The 18,481-nt window shown below is 42.6% G+C and carries 21 protein-coding genes; 8 read left to right on the forward strand and 13 right to left on the reverse strand.

The features are described 5' to 3' along the window. The first annotated feature begins 1 nt into the window (after nucleotide 1). The 4 genes from AAEY93_RS12125 to AAEY93_RS12140 all read left to right on the forward strand — a co-directional run bounded on the left by AAEY93_RS12125 (nucleotide 2) and on the right by AAEY93_RS12140 (nucleotide 5,092). On the forward strand, nucleotides 2–469 hold the full coding sequence (locus AAEY93_RS12125) for a diacylglycerol kinase (protein ID WP_351077188.1): 468 nt from the start codon (nucleotides 2–4) through the stop codon (nucleotides 467–469). Between the two features lie 106 nt (nucleotides 470–575). Next, entirely contained in the window at nucleotides 576–1,250 is a 675-nt protein-coding gene (locus AAEY93_RS12130; protein WP_101033183.1) for a response regulator transcription factor, read from the forward strand. Then, nucleotides 1,250–2,680, forward strand: coding sequence for a sensor histidine kinase (locus AAEY93_RS12135; protein WP_101033182.1), 1,431 nt, complete (start codon nucleotides 1,250–1,252; stop codon nucleotides 2,678–2,680). Before AAEY93_RS12130 ends, AAEY93_RS12135 begins: the two co-directional genes overlap by 1 nt. A 462-nt stretch (nucleotides 2,681–3,142) precedes the next feature. Next, nucleotides 3,143–5,092, forward strand: a complete 1,950-nt coding sequence (locus tag AAEY93_RS12140) for an LTA synthase family protein (protein ID WP_233768640.1) — start codon at nucleotides 3,143–3,145, stop codon at nucleotides 5,090–5,092. On the opposite strand, the gene AAEY93_RS12145 is transcribed toward AAEY93_RS12140, so the two are convergent. Continuing rightward, nucleotides 5,084–5,593 carry a hypothetical protein gene (locus AAEY93_RS12145; protein ID WP_124012734.1) on the reverse strand — a complete coding sequence of 170 codons (510 nt, stop codon included), beginning with the start codon at nucleotides 5,591–5,593 and terminating at the stop codon, nucleotides 5,084–5,086. The two genes, AAEY93_RS12140 and AAEY93_RS12145, sit on opposite strands and share 9 nt — an antisense overlap. A 77-nt stretch (nucleotides 5,594–5,670) precedes the next feature. Beyond that, a complete protein-coding gene (gene bioH / locus AAEY93_RS12150) occupies nucleotides 5,671–6,459 on the reverse strand; it encodes a pimeloyl-ACP methyl ester esterase BioH (protein ID WP_351077193.1) in 789 nt (262 codons plus the stop codon). 43 nt (nucleotides 6,460–6,502) lie between these two features. Between bioH and AAEY93_RS12155 the strand changes: the two genes are divergently transcribed. Next, complete coding sequence (locus tag AAEY93_RS12155) at nucleotides 6,503–7,309, forward strand: ComF family protein (RefSeq protein WP_351077196.1); 807 nt, start codon at nucleotides 6,503–6,505, stop codon at nucleotides 7,307–7,309. A gap of 230 nt (nucleotides 7,310–7,539) precedes the next feature. Further along, nucleotides 7,540–8,118: a Fe-S biogenesis protein NfuA gene (gene nfuA, locus AAEY93_RS12160; protein WP_101033177.1), complete on the forward strand. Its 579-nt coding sequence runs from the start codon at nucleotides 7,540–7,542 to the stop codon at nucleotides 8,116–8,118. A 77-nt stretch (nucleotides 8,119–8,195) separates the two neighbouring features. Here the strand turns inward: nfuA and AAEY93_RS12165 are convergent, their stop codons facing one another. The 3 genes from AAEY93_RS12165 to dinF all read right to left on the reverse strand — a co-directional run bounded on the left by AAEY93_RS12165 (nucleotide 8,196) and on the right by dinF (nucleotide 10,169). Continuing rightward, nucleotides 8,196–8,525 (reverse strand): FKBP-type peptidyl-prolyl cis-trans isomerase, encoded by a 330-nt coding sequence (locus tag AAEY93_RS12165; protein ID WP_351077199.1) that lies wholly within the window; start codon nucleotides 8,523–8,525, stop codon nucleotides 8,196–8,198. A 36-nt stretch (nucleotides 8,526–8,561) separates the two neighbouring features. Next, the gene (locus AAEY93_RS12170) at nucleotides 8,562–8,696 is read right to left on the reverse strand and encodes a hypothetical protein (RefSeq protein ID WP_351077202.1); all 135 of its coding nucleotides are present in this window, start codon (nucleotides 8,694–8,696) and stop codon (nucleotides 8,562–8,564) included. A 126-nt stretch (nucleotides 8,697–8,822) separates the two neighbouring features. Beyond that, entirely contained in the window at nucleotides 8,823–10,169 is a 1,347-nt protein-coding gene (gene dinF, locus AAEY93_RS12175) for an MATE family efflux transporter DinF (protein ID WP_351077205.1), read from the reverse strand. Between the two features lie 14 nt (nucleotides 10,170–10,183). On the opposite strand from dinF, the gene AAEY93_RS12180 reads away from it, so the two are divergent. Beyond that, nucleotides 10,184–11,242: a polysaccharide deacetylase family protein gene (locus AAEY93_RS12180; RefSeq protein ID WP_101033174.1), complete on the forward strand. Its 1,059-nt coding sequence runs from the start codon at nucleotides 10,184–10,186 to the stop codon at nucleotides 11,240–11,242. Nucleotides 11,243–11,284: 42 nt separating this feature from the next. On the opposite strand, the gene AAEY93_RS12185 is transcribed toward AAEY93_RS12180, so the two are convergent. From AAEY93_RS12185 to AAEY93_RS12205, 5 genes are read right to left on the reverse strand one after another with little or no spacing between them, the layout of a single operon-like run. Next, nucleotides 11,285–11,908 carry an SCO family protein gene (locus tag AAEY93_RS12185; RefSeq protein ID WP_351077209.1) on the reverse strand — a complete coding sequence of 208 codons (624 nt, stop codon included), beginning with the start codon at nucleotides 11,906–11,908 and terminating at the stop codon, nucleotides 11,285–11,287. Nucleotides 11,909–11,926: 18 nt separating this feature from the next. Further along, nucleotides 11,927–12,838, reverse strand: coding sequence for a heme o synthase (cyoE, locus tag AAEY93_RS12190; protein WP_351077212.1), 912 nt, complete (start codon nucleotides 12,836–12,838; stop codon nucleotides 11,927–11,929). Between the two features lie 13 nt (nucleotides 12,839–12,851). Continuing rightward, entirely contained in the window at nucleotides 12,852–13,832 is a 981-nt protein-coding gene (locus AAEY93_RS12195) for a COX15/CtaA family protein (RefSeq protein WP_124012730.1), read from the reverse strand. Then, the gene (locus AAEY93_RS12200; protein WP_101033170.1) at nucleotides 13,832–14,383 is read right to left on the reverse strand and encodes a redox-active disulfide-containing membrane protein; all 552 of its coding nucleotides are present in this window, start codon (nucleotides 14,381–14,383) and stop codon (nucleotides 13,832–13,834) included. Before AAEY93_RS12200 ends, AAEY93_RS12195 begins: the two co-directional genes overlap by 1 nt. A 57-nt stretch (nucleotides 14,384–14,440) precedes the next feature. Further along, nucleotides 14,441–15,268, reverse strand: coding sequence for an SURF1 family protein (locus tag AAEY93_RS12205; protein ID WP_124012729.1), 828 nt, complete (start codon nucleotides 15,266–15,268; stop codon nucleotides 14,441–14,443). Here AAEY93_RS12205 and AAEY93_RS12210 point away from each other — a divergent pair. Then, the gene (locus tag AAEY93_RS12210) at nucleotides 15,216–15,434 is read left to right on the forward strand and encodes a DUF2909 domain-containing protein (RefSeq protein ID WP_124012728.1); all 219 of its coding nucleotides are present in this window, start codon (nucleotides 15,216–15,218) and stop codon (nucleotides 15,432–15,434) included. The two genes, AAEY93_RS12205 and AAEY93_RS12210, sit on opposite strands and share 53 nt — an antisense overlap. 7 nt (nucleotides 15,435–15,441) lie before the next feature. Here the strand turns inward: AAEY93_RS12210 and AAEY93_RS12215 are convergent, their stop codons facing one another. The 3 genes from AAEY93_RS12215 to ctaD are packed head-to-tail and all read right to left on the reverse strand — an operon-like array spanning nucleotide 15,442 to nucleotide 18,474. Further along, a complete protein-coding gene (locus tag AAEY93_RS12215; protein ID WP_101033167.1) occupies nucleotides 15,442–16,317 on the reverse strand; it encodes a cytochrome c oxidase subunit 3 in 876 nt (291 codons plus the stop codon). Then, entirely contained in the window at nucleotides 16,314–16,877 is a 564-nt protein-coding gene (locus AAEY93_RS12220) for a cytochrome c oxidase assembly protein (RefSeq protein WP_124012727.1), read from the reverse strand. Before AAEY93_RS12220 ends, AAEY93_RS12215 begins: the two co-directional genes overlap by 4 nt. 1 nt (nucleotide 16,878) lies before the next feature. Then, entirely contained in the window at nucleotides 16,879–18,474 is a 1,596-nt protein-coding gene (gene ctaD / locus AAEY93_RS12225; RefSeq protein WP_101033165.1) for a cytochrome c oxidase subunit I, read from the reverse strand. Nucleotides 18,475–18,481 lie beyond the last annotated feature (7 nt).

The raw sequence follows: 18,481 nt of genomic DNA on the forward strand, positions 1-18,481 counted from the left end.
CATGACAACATCAGTTTCATCATCTACATCTGATGATAATGTAATCAAGAATGTAACAAAGAATGTAACAAAGAACGCAACAAAAAGTGTTACGGCTAAGCAGACAACCGTTGTGGTAAAACGCCATGGCTTTATGCGTTTACTGTATACCTGTAAACATACTTTTAATGGTTTAAAGTGGATGTGCCGAAATGAAGCGGCATTTCAGCAAGAAATATTACTGTTTATCCCATTGACTGTGTTTGCCTGTATGGCAAATATTAGCGCGCCGCAATCTGCCATATTGGTACTGGCATTACTATTTGTATTGTTCGCTGAGTTGGTCAATACGGCTATTGAAGTGGTGGTAGACCGCATTGGCTTGGAGTTTGATACCTTGTCAGGGTTAGCAAAAGACATCGCGTCGGCATTTGTTTTTCTGAGCATGCTAATGGCAGCAATTGTGTGGTGGGTTATTTTGTGGGCATAATTATGAGCAAGCTATAGTGGTTAATATCAGTGATGACTGACCGAAATGATCAATAAATAGTGTTAGCAAAAAACGGTATTAGCCTAGTTATTATAAAGGACACTCAATGAAAGTGTTGTTGATTGAAGACTCTGAAGCGCTGCGTCGCGGCATTAGAGTTGGGTTAGATCATTTAGGTTACACCGTTGATGAAACCGGTGATGGTTCTGAGGGCTTAAGTATGGCGCTCACTAACCAGTATGACTTTATTATTTTAGATTTAATGTTGCCTAATGTAGATGGGCTGAGTTTGTTGAAAAGCATCCGTAAACTAGGTAATCAAACGAAGGTGATTATTTTATCGGCTAAATCTCAAGCCGAAGATCGGGTGACGGGGCTATTGGCGGGTGCAGATGACTATCTGTGCAAACCTTTTTCTTTCGATGAATTACAAGCGAGATTAATGACTCTTGGCCGTCGTGGTGGGCTGAATCAACAAGCCAAAACGATTTGTATTGCTGATTTTGTGCTTGATACCAGTAACAAATCTCTTTATGCCAATGGTCACTATATCGATCTAACTAAAAACGAATTTAAAATTGTTGAGTATTTATTTAGTAATCCTAAACAATTACTCAATCCTGAACAAATTAGTGAAGCGGTTGTGGGCTCATTTAACCATTTGTCGAAAAATACCATCGAGGCTCATTTATCGTCAGTGCGAAAAAAATCCAAAGCAGTTGGATCAACGCTACCAATTAAAAATAAACGTGGTTTTGGCTATTTTGTGGGTGAACATTAATGAGATCGTTAAGCACGCATTTAGTGAACACCATGACATATGTGGTCTCAGCGATTTTAATTTTAGTGTTTCTTGCCATTGATATCAGCATAGATAACTGGGTTGATGTTGAATTTGACAGTGCTCTCACCGATAAGTCTAATTACTTAAAAACATTAGTAAAAGTGACTAAAAATGGCACGGAATTTGATTTTGCAGGTGAGTTTATGCCCGAATTTGGCATCTCAACGAAAGCGAGTTTTTTCCAGTTATGGCAAGGCGATGCAGTTTTTGAGCGTTCGGAGTCGTTAAGCCAGTTTCCAGGTATGGATTTATTAAAACAAGACCTGCCATTAAACAGTGAAATCTTTGCTGATGTGGTGTTACCAGATGGCAGAGATGGTCGCGCTATGGTGTCTTATTTTGAGCCGCAAGTCCCTAGCAATAGCTCAATACTAGCGAGTAAAATTGAGCCTATGTGGCTCACTATTGCGATTGCTACCACAGATTTAACCCAGATTTCGGTGATCATTGATTCTAGTTTAGCGATTGGTTTATTGCTGGTGATTGTGTTGATCCGTTGGGCTGTGGTTAAGGTCATTTATCGGGGATTAATGCCACTTAACGAATTAAATCTGGCGTTAAAAAACGTCGATGTAACCCAAAAACACATCCCATTATCGTCGCATTTTGAGCGTTATACTGAGATTGAGCCAATACGCAACGAACTGAATAAGTTTATTCAGTTAAGTCAGCAATACTTACAAACAGAAAAGCGCATTACCGCCGATATTGCTCATGAATTGAAAACCCCTATCAGTGAATTGATCAGCTTAAGCGAGATCTACATTCGTTATCCAGATGATCAACGTATTGGTGTGAGTTATAAACAAGATGTACTCAATATTAGTTTACGGATGAAAACGATAGTCAATAATCTATTACTATTGCAACAAGCCTCATCTGAAAATATTAACCTCCATCGACAAGATATCTATATTAATACCTTGATGGATCAAATTGTTGATGAGTTAGCATTTAAGTTCGCGACTATCCATTCTCGCTTGAATATTGACAATCGAGCTTCCAATGATCACTGTTTTGCTGATGAGTTTTCTTTACACCTCATTCTAAGCAACTTATTTGATAATGCGCTCTACTACAGCCCATCAGACTCGGCGATTCAAATATGCTTAGTAACCGATGACCAAGGCTTAACGATAAGCGTTGAGAATCAATTGGTGACCGCCATCAAGGCTAATGATTTACAACGACTCACATTACCATTATTTCAAACCGAACGGTCGCGCTCAAATAGTGAACGTCATGGATTAGGATTGGCGATAGTGGAAAATATCGCTAAATTGAATGGGTTTGAATTTTACTTTACGTTGGTTTCCTCTGACAAAATTAGGTTTAGTCTGCACATCCCAGCAATCGCTGACGGCTAAACAAGATTGTTCTAATGCAGATCACATTGAAGTGATAAATGATTGAGCCGAATCGTTAGTAAAAGGTTAATATAGGTCGATTGTCACTGAACTTTGATAGTTAATTAGAGTCCTAGGCTCAGAACGTTTTAGTGTCAGAGATCTCACCTCTTATGAGTGTTAGTTAATATATTGATAAAGATAGCAATATATTTTTAATTTGATTGGGTTAATCAAACAGTAAAGACGACACTTATCAAGGTAAATCGACCTTGAGAACGAGCATTAATCTGTTGTAAATAACAAACATGCTACGTTTAGCACGACTTGTTAAATATAAATGACGTATGTAGTAATAAAAAAACAATAATATTGGAGCAATAAATGGCTGTAAATTTCTTTGGGCTTAGCGAACGTTCTTCGTCGCTATCCACACCACACACTTCGCGAAGTTTACTCCAAGTCATTATTATATTCAGTGTTATGTCACTTATTATCTTGAGCCTAAGCCGCCTAGGTTTGTCTTTGTGGCAGGCCGACCGCGTCAGTGATGCGCAAGGTTGGGGTTATATTTTTATTCAGGGGCTGCGCGTTGATTTTGCTTCAGTGTGTTGGTTATGGGGCATAGCAGCTTTAGGAACCGTAGTGTTTTCTGGGGAGCATTTAGTTGGCCGAGCTTGGGTGATGATATTACGAGTGTGGTTAACACTAGGTTTATGGGTGATTATTTTTCTTGAAGCCTCCTCGCCGTCATTTATTGCCGAATATGGCTTTAGACCTAACCGTTTATACGTAGAATATTTAGTTTATCCAAAAGAAGTATTATCTATGCTATGGGCTGGGCGTAAAGCTGAGCTTATCCTTTCTGGATTGATCACTATCGGCAGTTTGTGGGGGGGGTGGTGGTTTAGCGGTAAACTCACTCAGCGTATTTGTTACCCTAAATGGTATTGGCGCCCAGTGGTGGCGGTGATGGTCATTGCGATTACGATACTAGGTGCGCGTTCATCATTGGGGCACCGTCCGCTTAATCCTTCACTGGTGGCATTTTCTGACGATCCGTTAATTAATTCCTTAGTTCTTAACTCATCTTTTTCATTAATTTTTGCGATTAAGCAGATGGGTAATGAACAAGATGCATCGAAAGTGTATGGCAAACTACCCTATGATAAAGTGATTGATATTGTGCGCCGTGAAAGTGGTCGGCCACTGAGTGCATTTACCTCAGCAGATATACCGTCGTTGTCATTTAATCAAGCTAGTTATAGCGGTAAACCGAAGAACCTTGTGATCATTTTACAAGAAAGCTTAGGTGCGCGTTTTGTGGGTAGTTTAGGTGGCTTACCGTTAACCCCCAATATTGATGAGTTATCTCAACAAGGGTGGTTTTTTGAAAACTTATACGCGACAGGTACGCGCTCGGTAAGAGGTATTGAGGCGGTGACAACCGGTTTTACGCCAACGCCAGCAAGGGCGGTCGTTAAGCTAGGTAAAAGCCAAACCGGCTTTTTTACCATTGCGGATTTATTAAAACAACATGGCTATACCACGCAGTTTATTTATGGCGGCGAAAGTCATTTTGATAATATGCGCAGTTTCTTTTTAGGCAATGGTTTTTCCGATATTGTTGATCAAGGTGACTATAAGGACCCAGCGTTTATAGCGTCTTGGGGAGTCTCTGATGAGGATCTATTGTTCCGCGCCGATGAAGAGTTTTCGCGAATGCACAAAGAAGGTAAGCCATTCTTTAGTTTAGTGTTTAGCTCAAGCAACCATGATCCGTATGAGTTCCCTGATGATCGAATTGAGCTGTATGAACAACCGCAGTACACCATGCACAACGCGGTAAAATATGCCGATTATGCCTTGGGTGAGTTTTTCAAGAAAGCCAAAAAATCAACGTATTGGAAAGATACTTTATTTTTGATTATAGCCGATCACGATAGTCGTGTTGGCGGCGCAGCATTAGTGCCTGTGTCTCGTTTTCGTATTCCTGGGCTTATTTTAGGCGACGGTATTGATATGAAGCGAGACCCTCGTATTGTCAGCCAGATTGACATGGCGCCGACGTTAGTTTCTTTGCTTGGCATTTCTGATAATTATCCGATGTTAGGCCGTGATTTAACCAAAGAACCAGATTCTTGGCCTGGCCGAGCGATGATGCAGTACAATCAAAACTTTGGTTTATTAGAGGGGGATAAAATGACAATTTTACAACCTGAATTACCTCCAGAAAGTGTGATGTACGATTTTGCTACAGAAAAAATGACACCGACGACATTGGATGAGACACAAGCGGAAGCGGCATTAGGGTGGGCGTTATGGGGCAGTTTGGCCTATAACAAAATGTTGTATCGTACGGCGAATACAGAGGCTAAGCCAACACTCTCTGATATAACGACCACCGAAAAAGCCACCGAAGTATCACGCTAATATTTGTAACTGAGACTCATTGTTTGGCGCGGATTGTTGTTGATAGAATTGACCAATCCGTTGGCCAAATTGCTGATAGGTCGCTTTTGATACGCCAGCGTCGATGAGTTGGCGCTGCCAAGGTTCCGCTGTTTTTTTTGCGGCCACCGTTTGGGTTTTTAGCTGAATATCTTTACGTTGCAATGCCGGTGTATGGCTTGCCATAACTCTGATTGTCTTAACACTAACAGCTTGTGCTGCGGCGGATTTAGGGGCAACAGATTGTTGTTGGGTGAGGTTTTGTTGCTGGCGCTTGGCCTGTTCTTGCTGTTGTTTTTTTTCTGCGACGATATAAGCCGTAGCGCGTTCATTTTGTGGATTTAATGATCGCTCTCGGTGGCCTTTAGCCGGTTCTTGCGGTGGAAGGATCGGCGGTTTTTGTTGGTTGTCCACTCGCGCAAGATCCGTTGCAACATTTGACGTTGCTAGCGGCACTTGCGGATAATGAGTGGTGATAATCATCTTGACCTTGCCAATACGATGTCCTGACTAAATTATAGTCAATATTTCGCTAAGGCTAAAGCGCTATTAGGTTATTTTTAGCTGTATTTTGTGATCCAAGGTAATAAATGGCCTAAAAAAGCATCTGGATGGGAAATAAACGGCGCATGGGATGCCTTATGGATCACCACATCTTCAATGTTGTCACTGTTAGGTAATGCAGTGATAATCTTTCTCGGCACCAAACTATCTAACTTGCCCCATATACGTAACCACGGTTGCTCTATTTGAGCGATCGTTGCCCGTAAATCCACTTGCGCTAACATATCCAATCCTTGCGACAATGCTTGTTGTGTCGGTAATGGTTTATTTAACACTAAGTTTTTGATGTGTAGAATATCGGATTTTGGATTATCACTTCCCATGGCTTGGATCGCCAAAAAGCGTTCTACTGTGCGGAATAAATCGTGGCTTAATTGGCTTGAAAACTGTGCTAACACCTGTGGCTGGATCCCAAACCAAGCTGGGGCTAAGTTGTTGGCTTCGCGAGCCATAAAACAGGGTGATGAGGCAATAGTGACTAATGCTGCCACTGACTCTGGGTTGTTAATGGCAACTTGGCTAGCAATCAATCCACCTAATGACCAACCTATCCAAATAGCCTGCTGTGGAAGTTGTTCAGCCAACGCTTGTGCCCACTGGGTAATGTCACCATCGATATTGGGGCTCAAACCAAAACCCGGCAAATCAACATAATGCACTCTATACTGTTGCAATGCGTTTTTTAATGGACTGAAGACTTGGTTATTCACCCCCCAACCGTGTAATAACACGATGTCTTGGCCTTGAGAGCCTTCGGTATCAATATGCAATGCAGGAAAACTCACGGTTAATACCTCTTTTGAGCCTATTTAATGGAATGAATAGCCAATGCCGCCAATCAATAATTCAGTCAACATCGCCCACGTATTACGCTTATGCACCAACAGTGTTCAGCGTGCAAGAGTCATTTTACTGGCCAGTTTACCCAACCGTTGCTTGCTGTGCCAGCAAAGGATAGAGCAAACGGGTTATCAGCAATTGTTTCCTAATCAAGTACTCACGGGTGTTTGCCAAGAGTGCTTAGCGGCGAGTTTGTATCAGCATGAAGTGTGTTTAGGTTGTGGTCGCGAAATAGCAGTGCTGCAGGCATATTGTGGTAAATGCCTTCAACACACACCCAATTGGGTTGTTGCACCTTGCAGTTATCATCAAGGGTTAGGGCCTCTTATCGCCGCGATTAAATACCAACAACAATGTGCGCCGCTTAACGCGATAACTCAGCAATTAGCTTGTCGAATCGAATTACTCATTAAACATGGCATCATTAGGCGGCCACAGGTGTTGATCCCGGTACCTTTACATCCAAATCGTTTGCGGCAGCGAGGCTTTAATCAAGCCTGGTTAATAGCGAAAGAATTAAGTCTATTAACCAATATTCCTGTCGACGACAGTTGTTTAATCAGGGTTGTTGATACTTCACCACAAACGGGATTAGCGGGTAAACAGAGGCGTAAAAACTGTCATGGTGCATTCAGATTATTGGATGGGATGACGTACCAGCGTGTCGCTTTGATTGATGATGTTGTCACTACAGGCACTACAGTGGATGAAATTGCGCGATTATTTAGTACACAATTTGTCCATGTACAAACTTGGTGCCTTGCGCGTGCTGAAGCGCCCGGATTGTTAGATTAATTCGATTTTAATAATAACCAGTTTTATTATCTAATATAACCAGTAACTTACTCATTACTTATAAGGCTGAGGATCTTGTTTGCTGAAGTTTATTTGGCTTAAAAAACTTTGCACTAGATCATTTTTTTAAGATCTTGTCTCACTGACACTACAAAGCCAATGCAACACAGGGTATCATAGATCTAATTCTTACTAATTTACTCAGGTATACCCTGACGGAGCAGGTTTTTATGATCACCATTTCCGATACAGCTCAGGCCCATTTCGTAAAGTTGTTGGCCGATCAGCCAGAAGGCACTCATATTCGTGTTTTCGTGATAAGTCCAGGTACCGCTCAAGCTGAATGTGGTGTGTCTTATTGTCCACCTGATGCCGCTGAAGCTGATGATGTAGAACTTCCATTTAATGGCTTCAGCGCTATGGTCGATGAAAAGAGCGCCCCTTTCTTAGATGATGCCAGCATTGATTTTGTAACCGACCAGCTTGGTTCGCAACTGACATTAAAAGCGCCTAACGCAAAAATGCGTAAAGTGTCTGGTGATGCGCCGTTAGTTGAACGTATCGAGTATGTTATTCAGTCAGAAATTAATCCACAACTTGCCAGCCACGGCGGTAACATCACCTTGATAGAAATTACTGATGATGGTGTTGCAGTATTGCAGTTTGGTGGTGGATGTAACGGTTGTTCTCAAGTTGATATCACCTTAAAAAATGGTATCGAGAAGCAGCTGTTAGATATGTTCCCAACGGAATTAACCGGCGTTCGAGATGTGACCGAACACCAGCATGGTGACCATTCTTACGCATAATAATGCCAAGATTGACGCTTGAATTGAGAAACGCGACCTTATTATGGGTCGCGTTTTTTGCTGGTATAGCTTGGACTTCAGTCGTCTCGTGTGAGCACTTCAAGTAATTCGATATCAAAAAACAAAGCTGAATTTGCTGGAATACGATCGCCCATTTGACGTTCGCCATAGGCTAGATGGGCCGGTACTGATAATTTTCGTTTACCGCCCACATTCATGCCGATAATACCCTGATCCCAGCCTTTAATGACTCTACCTGTGCCGATGACACATTGAAACGCATCAGAAGCATCAAACTGGGTGCCATCGGTTAAACGTCCACTGTAGCGGGTTGTAATTAACGCACCTTTAACTGCAGTTTTACCGTTGCCAACTTCAATGTCGGTAATAATCAATTCTTGAGTCATAGTATTCTCGTGTGTGACGACTTGGGCTATTTGAGGTTATTTTACCCCAAGATTGGTCGCTAAGAAGTGTTCTATTTCACTAGTTTTTCTTAGGCGATGTGGATTATTGCTGACATTGTGATCGCCATTTTCACGTTCGATGTCGTTAACGGGTTTATGTAAATGCTTCATTGCGGCATACATTTTTACTGGAATTAATCTCAATTAGGAGTGTCGCAGCTATTCTCTGAATTGTGGTATCAATAGGCTTCGTTCGTTCTAGTGCTATTACGGGATAAGTTTGATGACTCATAAGCACTATGATGTGGTCAGCAGTTGATACCTGAGTTTGTAGTAATAGTGCCAGCCAAGAGTCAAGCTTCGGCATAGCATGAATATTGACATCGCAGCCCACAGACTGTGGTTACCCCAATCTTGCAACACGTACCAGCAGGGGAAATAAATTCCAAAGGTGGCCAATATCATGCTATTTCGCATTATCTGCCCATGGGCGGCACCAATATATACACCATCGAATAAGTAGCAGCCAAACGCTAATATAGGCATGAAAATAAGCCAGATTAAATAATTATTTGCGGTATCTTGTACTGCTTCTATGTTGGTTAATAGCTGAATTATCCATGGCCCTGCCAACCAAAATAGCAGGCTAAATAACACCGCAACCATTGCCGACCAGCAAAATGCGAGTACTACGCTGTCATGGAGTAAGGTTGGGTTTTTTTGGCCAAATGCGCGGCCCACTTCAGCTTCGGCATAATAGGCTATGCCATCTAACGCATAAGATATCAGCATCAGTAAATTGAGCAGTACCGCATTAGCGGCAATAATGTTGTCGCCTAATCCGGCACCATAGAAAGTCATAAAGCTAAAGGCGGCTTGCAAACACAAGCTGCGGATAAAAATATCACGATTTAAGGTGAGTAAACGAGCATATCCACGCCATGATAAATGCGCGATAACTTGGCTTAATTTTAGTCCGCCCATATCAACCAGCTGGCGTTTAACCATGACTAATGCCACTGAAAAAGCACAGATATCAGCAATAACCGATGCCAAAGCCACGCCTTGCACATTCCATTTAAAGACCATAACAAACACAAGATCGAGAATAATATTGACGCTGTTAGCGATAATGAGTTGCCACATGGCTGCTTTGGGCGCTTGGCGACCAAGCAACCAACCCAGTAGCACCAAATTGGTAAGGGCAAAAGGCAATGACCAAATTCGAATTTCGACATATTGACGACAATAGAGCATCACTTGTTCGCTGGCATCACTCAGACTTAGTGCTAAATTGAGCAGGGGAGATTGCAGTATTACGCCAACTAAGCCTAAGGTTAATGCTAGGCTGCAACCTTGTATCAGTAATTGTTGCTGAGTTGAGGTATCATTAGCACCGTAGGCTTGTGCAACGAGTCCTGTGGTGGACATACGTAAAAAACCAAGCAACCAAATCATCAAGGTGATAATGGTACTGCCTAGTGCCACGCCGCCAAGATAGTAAGCTTGTTCAAGATGCCCAATTACTGCGGTATCAACTAATCCTAATAGAGGGATAGTGATATTAGACAATATCATGGGGGTCGCTAATGCTAATAATTGGCGATTTTTTTGGCGGTTGAACAGTAGTGTGCTAACAGACATAGGTATGGATAATCATGGTTAAGAAAATAGCGTTATTGTTGGCGGTGTTCAGTTTGAGTGTATTGCATTGTGATGCCAATGCCGTGGTTATTTTACAATACCATCATGTATCTGAAAACACGCCTAAAAGTACTAGTGTGACACCTAGTCAGTTTGCCGAGCAGATGCAGTACTTGGCTGATAATGATTTTACGGTGATTTCATTAACTCATGCGGTTGAGTCTCTAAAGCATAACACGGCATTAGACAATAACAGTATTGTGATCACCTTTGATGACGGCTATGAAAGTATTATTAATAATGCCGCGCCTATATTGGTGGCGCATCAGTTTCCTTATACGGTATTTATTTCTGTTGCGCCGATTGATGCGGGTTTCAAAGGGATGATGAGTTGGCAAGATATTAACACTCTGTCAGAGCAAGGGGTAACCATTGCTAACCATAGCTGGGGACACGAACATTTAATTCGCCGCCAAGGCAAAGAAACCCAAGACCAATGGCAAGTACGCGTTGAAGATAATATTCTATCGACGGAAGCGGAGATCTTAAAACGAACGGGTCAAAGTGTAAAAATGTTTGCTTACCCTTATGGTGAATACACCAACAAGCTGGAAGCTATTTTGGCTAAGCATGGTTTTGTTGGTTTTGGTCAACAATCTGGTGCGGCGGGAGAGTATGCATCATTAACCGCATTACCCCGTTTTCCGGTGGCCAATGCTTTTGCTGATTTGGCAAGTTTAACGGTTAAATTTTCCAGCTTACCTATGCCGGTTATTAAGCAAAATATAAGCGATCCACTATTAGTTTCAGGTCAATGGCGGCCTAAATTGGTGCTGACTCTCGACACTCAGGATATATATCCACATCAAGTGATGTGTTTTATTCAAGGACAAGGCGCTAAAAAACCCATTTGGTTAAGTGAAAATCGCTTATCCATTCAGGCATCATCAGATTTAGCCCCAGGACGTTCGCGCTACAATTGCACCGCACCGAGTAAAACAAAAACGGGTTATTATTGGTTTTCACAAGCGTGGATCCGCCCGCAAGATAATGGTCACTGGCTTGAAGAGTAATTTAACCTCAGCTCGGGTTAATAAGCGGTTATTCAATAATGGCTAGTGCCAAGATGCAACTATTTGAGCAAAGTCAGCAATAAGCTCAGCATTAATAATTTGTGGTAACTGGCCTGGTTGTGGCTTGGTTTTAAATACCGCAATTTTTTCAACCCTCGGTGAAACCAACACATAAGATGCGCTATGGTCTACTTGATAATCGCTGTCATCTCCTACCATGGCATACACAAAGCCTAGATCACGGCTGAATGGAAATAAATCTGTGTGTTCTGCACTGACGGCTTTAAAGTCTTTATTAAAAAAGTTGATGTAATCTAATCGTTTAGCTTGAGTGTCACGTTTAGGGTCAGCAGATACAAACACCACTTGTACATTACTGGCTATTTTTTGTAGCTTTGGGTAAGCCGCCGCAAGTTTATTTAAGGTGGTTGGACATACATCAGGGCAAGCGGTGTAACCAATAAAAAATAAACTCCATTTACCTTGCAATGTTTGGTTCGTAAACGAATTACCAAACTGGTCTGCCAATGTAAATGGGGCTAATGTGCGTGGCTGTTCAAATACATAACTGGTCGCCAGTTCCATAGGTTCGGTTTGCATTTTTTGATAAGCGACCCCACCGGCCACGACCAAAAGAAATAGCCCTACAATAATCGTTATCTTCAATGTATTTCCCTTTCTAATTTAAGCGTTTACCCAAAAATAATGGTCCACTAATAATACAATGAACAATATCATTAAATGATAAATTGAAAATTTAAACACCTGCATGGCGAGTTCTGGATAGTCATGAAATTTTAACTGCCAGGCTTTATAGATAAAACCGCAACTGAGTAAGGTTGAACCGACCAAATATATCGGACCACACATGCCGACTAAAACCGGGAGTAGACAGGCAATGGCTAATAAAATGGTGTAAAGCAAAATACAGGTTTTGGTAAATTCGACTCCATGGGTCACCGGTAACATTGGAATATTAACCTTGGCATATTCTTTACGGCGATGGATAGCTAATGCCCAAAAATGTGGCGGTGTCCAAGTGAAGATAATTATGACCAATAATAAGGCGTAACCGTGTAGTTCATTGGTTATCGCGGTCCAACCGAGTAACGGTGGCATCGCGCCAGCTAATCCCCCGATGACAATGTTTTGTGAGGTGGCTCGCTTAAGATAAGCCGTATAAACCAAGGCATAACCAATCAAGCTGGCAAAGGTTAGCCAAGCTGTTAGGGGATTAACTAAGGTATATAACACCACAAAACCGAGCGCGCCAAGTGACACCGCAAATGCCGACGCCTTGGTTGCTGATATTTTTCCTTTCGGTAATGGGCGGTTATAGGTGCGAGCCATTAAAGCATCGATTTTACGGTCAATTAAGTGATTAAATGCCGCCGCAGCCCCCGCCATCATCGCAATCCCTGCCATTCCCGCGACCAAAGGTTGAAGCGGCACTATACCGGGCACAGATAAACACATACCGACTAATACGGTCAGCAACATTAGCGCAACAACCTTGGGTTTGGTCATTTCAAAATAAGCGCGCCATTGCAGGGTTAATTTAAGTTGATGGTGACTAATCGTAACAAGTTTTGTCATGGTCGTTCCTCGCCTATGCTTTGCGCCATAAGGCATAATTAATAAAGACTAAGGTAAGCAGCAATAAGGCTGCGCCTCCATTGTGTGATACCGCGATACCCAAGGGTAAATTCATCACTACATTACTAATACCCAGTCCGACTTGAACTATGATTAACAACACTAATAAGTAACCACTGTTACGCATAATGTGTGATTGGGCATAACGTAATTTTAGTGCCAGTACGATCAGGGTTATGGCGGTAACAACCGCCCAAATTCGGTGGCTAATATGAATAGTCATTCGAGTTGCGTAGTCTAATACGCCAAATTCAAAACTAGGATGATCGCCTTGAAATGGTGAAAAAGCATCGGCAAAACGTAAGTTATCGACCCAATTCCCTTCACAAATGGGCAACGTGGTGCAGGCAAGCGCAGCGTAATTGGATGAGGTCCAGCCGCCGAGTATAATTTGAATGACTAACACCCCTAAACTGACTAATGCTAACGGGATCAGCTTACGAGCATAGGTATCACCTCCGGGGATCCGTAATGGCTTTAGCCGTAGATACAAGAGTAGTAACAAGGCAAATAGGCTAAAACCACCAATAAGGTGTGCCATAACCACAATAGGCATTAATTTCATCGTGACAGTCCACATGCCAAGCGCGGCTTGAAACACAATGAGCCCAGCAATAAAGATGGGAAGTTTTTTGGGGGCTTGAGGCTGTTTAAGACATAAAATTAAAATGGCTAAAACCATTAAGCCTAATGTTCCGGCGATATAACGATGGATCATTTCCAGCCATGCCTTTTCAGGCTCAATTTGAGCATCAGGAAAACGACTCTCAATGTTGGCTAAATCATGACTTGCACTTGGAAAGGCCAAGTGACCATAACATCCCGGCCAGTCTGGGCAACCTAATCCGGCATCTGACAGGCGTGTATAGGCGCCCATTAGAATAACCGCCAAGGTAAACACCAAAGTGAATTTGATTAATCGCTCAATTGCCATTAGCCTACCCTCGACAACTTAAGCATTTTGCGTAAATCAGCAATCATGGCTTTGCCTTGGGCGATATTGGCGTCGTGACCTATCACATTGTCATATTGCATCACCAAGTTTCCGAGAGGATCGACAATAACTAGACGTTGCTCTGTCAGCATGGTTGCCAGTGCTTGATTGGCGTTTACTTGATCGAAGCCGATATTTAATTGCTTAAGTATCTTGGTGTCGCTGCTGTTATTAACCACAATGATAGGGGTAACACGATCCCGATCTTTACCCAGTGCGATATAGCTTTGATGTAAAATATACAGGCGTTCTTGGCACTGTTCATTGCACGTTTCAGGTAGAAAAAACAGCACTTGCCATACGTGTGGTTTGGGGTTGTCCATGGCTAAATTGGCATAATTTACTTCGGGAGTGATTAACGCCCCCTTGTTAGTCGCCGCACCATTATACAGTTCTAGGCTTAACACTAATTTGGCCAAAGCTACCGGTAAAATAAATACCAGCAGTAATACTATTAATGCTTTATTGCTTTTTTTAGGTAGGGAGTTCATTCCATCTCCTCTTTATCATTTTGATATTATTGTTAAGTTAATTTTTCACGACGAGGCTTAACGTCGAAATTGTCGAAATGCTATCCAGCTCATTAATCCTAAAAAGACTCCTGCCATCGTGAACCATTGCAAGGCATAACCTTGATGCTTGTGCGCCGATAGTGGGATCGGCACCCAGGGTTGAGGTAAGTTATAACTCGGGACATTCTCTGGTTGCAGTACCACAGAGATCAGCGGATGAGCCAACATGTCAGCCAATGCCGCGATGTTGATGTTTTGAAAACGTAGCGGGGCATCTATATCTGCTAACTTCTCCGGATATAATTGATCACTTAATGGGTTGGTTTGCTTTTGGTATACCCGACCCAATAGTGTGTAGTAATCGACTTTTAACGCTGTGAGCTCCGGTAATATTCGACGATCTTTATTTGCTGGAACAAAGCCGAGTTCAACTAATATCCAAGGTTGATCAGGCGTTATCTCAAATACTTGGTAAGCTAAATAGCCCACTTGGCCTTGATACACTTGATTGTCTAACAGCAGTACGGTGTTATTGGCTGGTTTAGCATAAATCGATAAGCGATAACCCGTCAGTAAAGACGCCTCTGGCTGAGAGGCGGTTTGTCGCTTTGATGATTCAACCAATGCCAACATGTCTTCATAAGTGAGAGCTTGCTGCTGTTGGCGCTGAAGTAATGTGCTTTGCCACTCTTGTTTAAACGCTGCCCGTGATAATTGCCATAATCCTAGCTTGACCAATAAGCCAAACACGACCAAAGTAATGATTACCAATAATATTTGAGACACACCCACACTGCTAAAAGGATTGCCTGTGACAACCCCTTTCATTGTTAAGTTAGTTTTAGTCTCGTTGCTTTTATTCATATTATTTAACTTAGGTAGAGCCTTAGTTATTATGGTTAAAGGGCAACATCAGCAACCTATGAGTCATTTTCTAGGTCGCCGAGTGTTGTTTTCTATTGCTGTGATTGTGGTGTTGCTGGTGGCCTTAGGGCTTGGCTACATTCAGCCTAACCCCAGACCTTATTAATGTTGATTTACAACACGTAGACAAAGATGAATAAGCATAACCACACCACATCAACAAAGTGCCAATACCAACTTCCCGCTTGAAAAGCGAAATGCTTGTCGGGCGTAAAATGCCCTTTGACAATTCTGAGTAACAAAATAATTAAGAACAGGGTGCCAATCGTCACGTGCATACCGTGAAAACCGGTTAACAGAAAGAAGGTGTTACCGTATACACCAGAAGAGAGTGTTAGCCCCATTTCTTGGTAAGCATGGCTATACTCTTCAACCTGTAAACCGAGAAATGCAATACCCAAAATAACCGTCAGCGCTAACCAGATGATCAAGGGTTTACGATTGGCTTTTTCGAGGTTGGTATGGGCAAAGTGTAATGTAACCGATGAGGTTAGCAGTATCATGGTGTTGATTAATGGCAAACCCGTCCACGGCATGGCTTCGGTTGCGGTACCATCAGGCGTTTTTACCAGTGGCCAAATAGCCTCAAAGGCAGGCCACAACACTTCATGAGTCATGGCATTATTTGATGCGCCCCCAAGCCAAGGCACTGAAATCATGCGTGCATAAAAGAGTGCGCCGAAAAATGCCCCAAAAAACATAATTTCAGAAAAAATAAACCAGCTCATTCCTTGTCTAAACGAACGATCCATTTGCGCTGAATACAATCCAGCCATGGACTCATCAATAACGGTTTTAAACCAGCCAAAAATCATAAAAATAATGACGGCCAAACCCGCGAGTAAAATGTAACCCCCAGAGGTTTTTTCTGTGGTTAATTGTTGTATATAATTGCCAGCACCAAACGCAATTAAAAATAAACCAATAGCACCTATTATCGGCCACGCACTTTGGGATGGTACATAATAAGGTTGATACTTTGTTGTCATTTTGCTGCTCCTTGCTCTATGTCGATCGCTTGTTTATCGGTGATGTCATAAAGGGTATAAGAGAGAGTCAATGTATTAATGGACGCTGGTAAATCAGGGTCCACGTAAAAAATCAGTGGTAATTCTGCTGTGGCAGACGCTGCTAAGGGTTGTTGATTAAAGCAAAAACATTCCGTTTTATTGAAGTACGCCGCCCCTTGGCCAGGCGATACCGAAGGGATCGCTTGGCCTACGGTGTCGCGTGAAGACAGGTTTTTAACCAAAAATTGTGCGTGAGTAAGCTCACCAGGATGCACGCTTATTTGGTTAACTTTAGGGCTAAATTCCCACGGCATATTTGATTGAACTTGGGTGACAAATTCAATGGTTACGGTTCGGCTTTTATCAACCACCACCGCTTCATAGCTGCTGGCACTATTTTGGGTTTTGCCATTTATACCCAATGTATCGCAGAGCACGTCATAAAGCGGTACCAGCGCAAAACCAAATCCAAACATACCAATTGATCCAGCAATCAGCATGATTAATAACTTACGATTTGATCTTGTTGGTTGCGTCATCTCATTTAATCTCCGGCGGAGTGGTAAACGAGTGATATGGCGCTGGACTGGCAATCGACCATTCTAAGCCTTCTGCTGCTTGCCAAGGATTATCTCCAGCGGGTTTGCCACCCTTAATGCATTTGAGTACCACCGCGAGGAAAATAAACTGAGATAAACCAAATGCGAACCCACCAATTGATACAATTTGATTTACATCGGCAAACTGTACAGCGTAATCTGGGATCCTTCTCGGCATGCCTGCTAAGCCTAAGAAATGCATCGGGAAAAATAGTACATTGACGGAGATAACCGAACACCAAAAATGCCATTTCCCTAAGGTTTCGTTGTACATATGACCGGTCCATTTGGGCAGCCAATAATATGCCGCTGCCATAATGGAAAATATCGCCCCTGTGACCAACACATAATGAAAATGAGCCACCACAAAGTAAGTGTCGTGATATTGGAAATCAGCAGGGGTAATTGCCAGCATCAGACCCGAAAACCCGCCAATGGTGAACAGGATGATAAACGCGACCGCAAAGAGCATCGGTGTTTCAAATGTCATCGAACCGCGCCACATGGTTGCCACCCAATTAAACACTTTCACCCCAGTAGGGACAGCAATTAACATGGTGCAATACATGAAAAATAGCTCTGCAAACACAGGCATACCCGTGGTAAACATATGATGTGCCCACACCAAGAATGACAGCACGGCAATGCTGGCAGTGGCATAAACCATAGAGGAATAACCAAACAATTTTTTACGACTAAAGGTCGGAACAATCGCCGAGATAATGCCGAATGACGGTAAAATCATGATGTAAACTTCAGGATGACCGAAGAACCAGAAAATATGCTGGAACATCACCGGATCGCCGCCACCTGCGGCATCAAAAAAGCTAGTACCGAAAAACTTATCGGTTAACACCATGGTGACCGCGCCCGCAAGCACTGGCATCACCGCAATCAGTAAAAATGCGGTAATAAGCCAAGTCCACACAAACAGCGGTAATTTCATCCATGTCATACCAGGGGCGCGCATATTGACTATGGTCACGATAACGTTAATGGCGCCCATTATCGAACTGATCCCCATCATATGAATGGCAAATACAAACAAAGCGGTGCTGTCAGGACTATAAGTGGTTGAGAGTGGGGCGTAGAATGTCCAACCAAAATTAGGACCACCACCTTCCATGAATAGCGAACCTAGTAACATGGAAAAGGCGAACGGTAAAATCCAAAAACTCCAGTTGTTCATCCGCGGTAGTGCCATGTCTGGCGCACCGATCATCATTGGAATTAACCAGTTAGCTAATCCAGTAAAAGCTGGCATTACCGCGCCAAAGACCATAATAAGACCATGAACTGTGGTCATCTGATTAAAAAAGTTAGGTTCGACTAGCTGTAATCCCGGCTGAAATAACTCAGCTCGAATGACCATAGCCATCGCACCGCCAGTTAGAAACATAATGAAACTAAACCATAAATACAGCGAGCCGATATCTTTATGGTTAGTGGTGAGTAGCCAGCGCATTAGCCCTTTCGGCGCTCCGTGATGATGATCATCATGAGCGGTAGCAATTGTATCGTGCGTTGTTGTGCTCATTGTTTTC

This window comes from Shewanella sp. CAL98-MNA-CIBAN-0140 (assembly GCF_040309905.1).
Lineage (GTDB): Bacteria > Pseudomonadota > Gammaproteobacteria > Enterobacterales > Shewanellaceae > Shewanella > Shewanella psychromarinicola.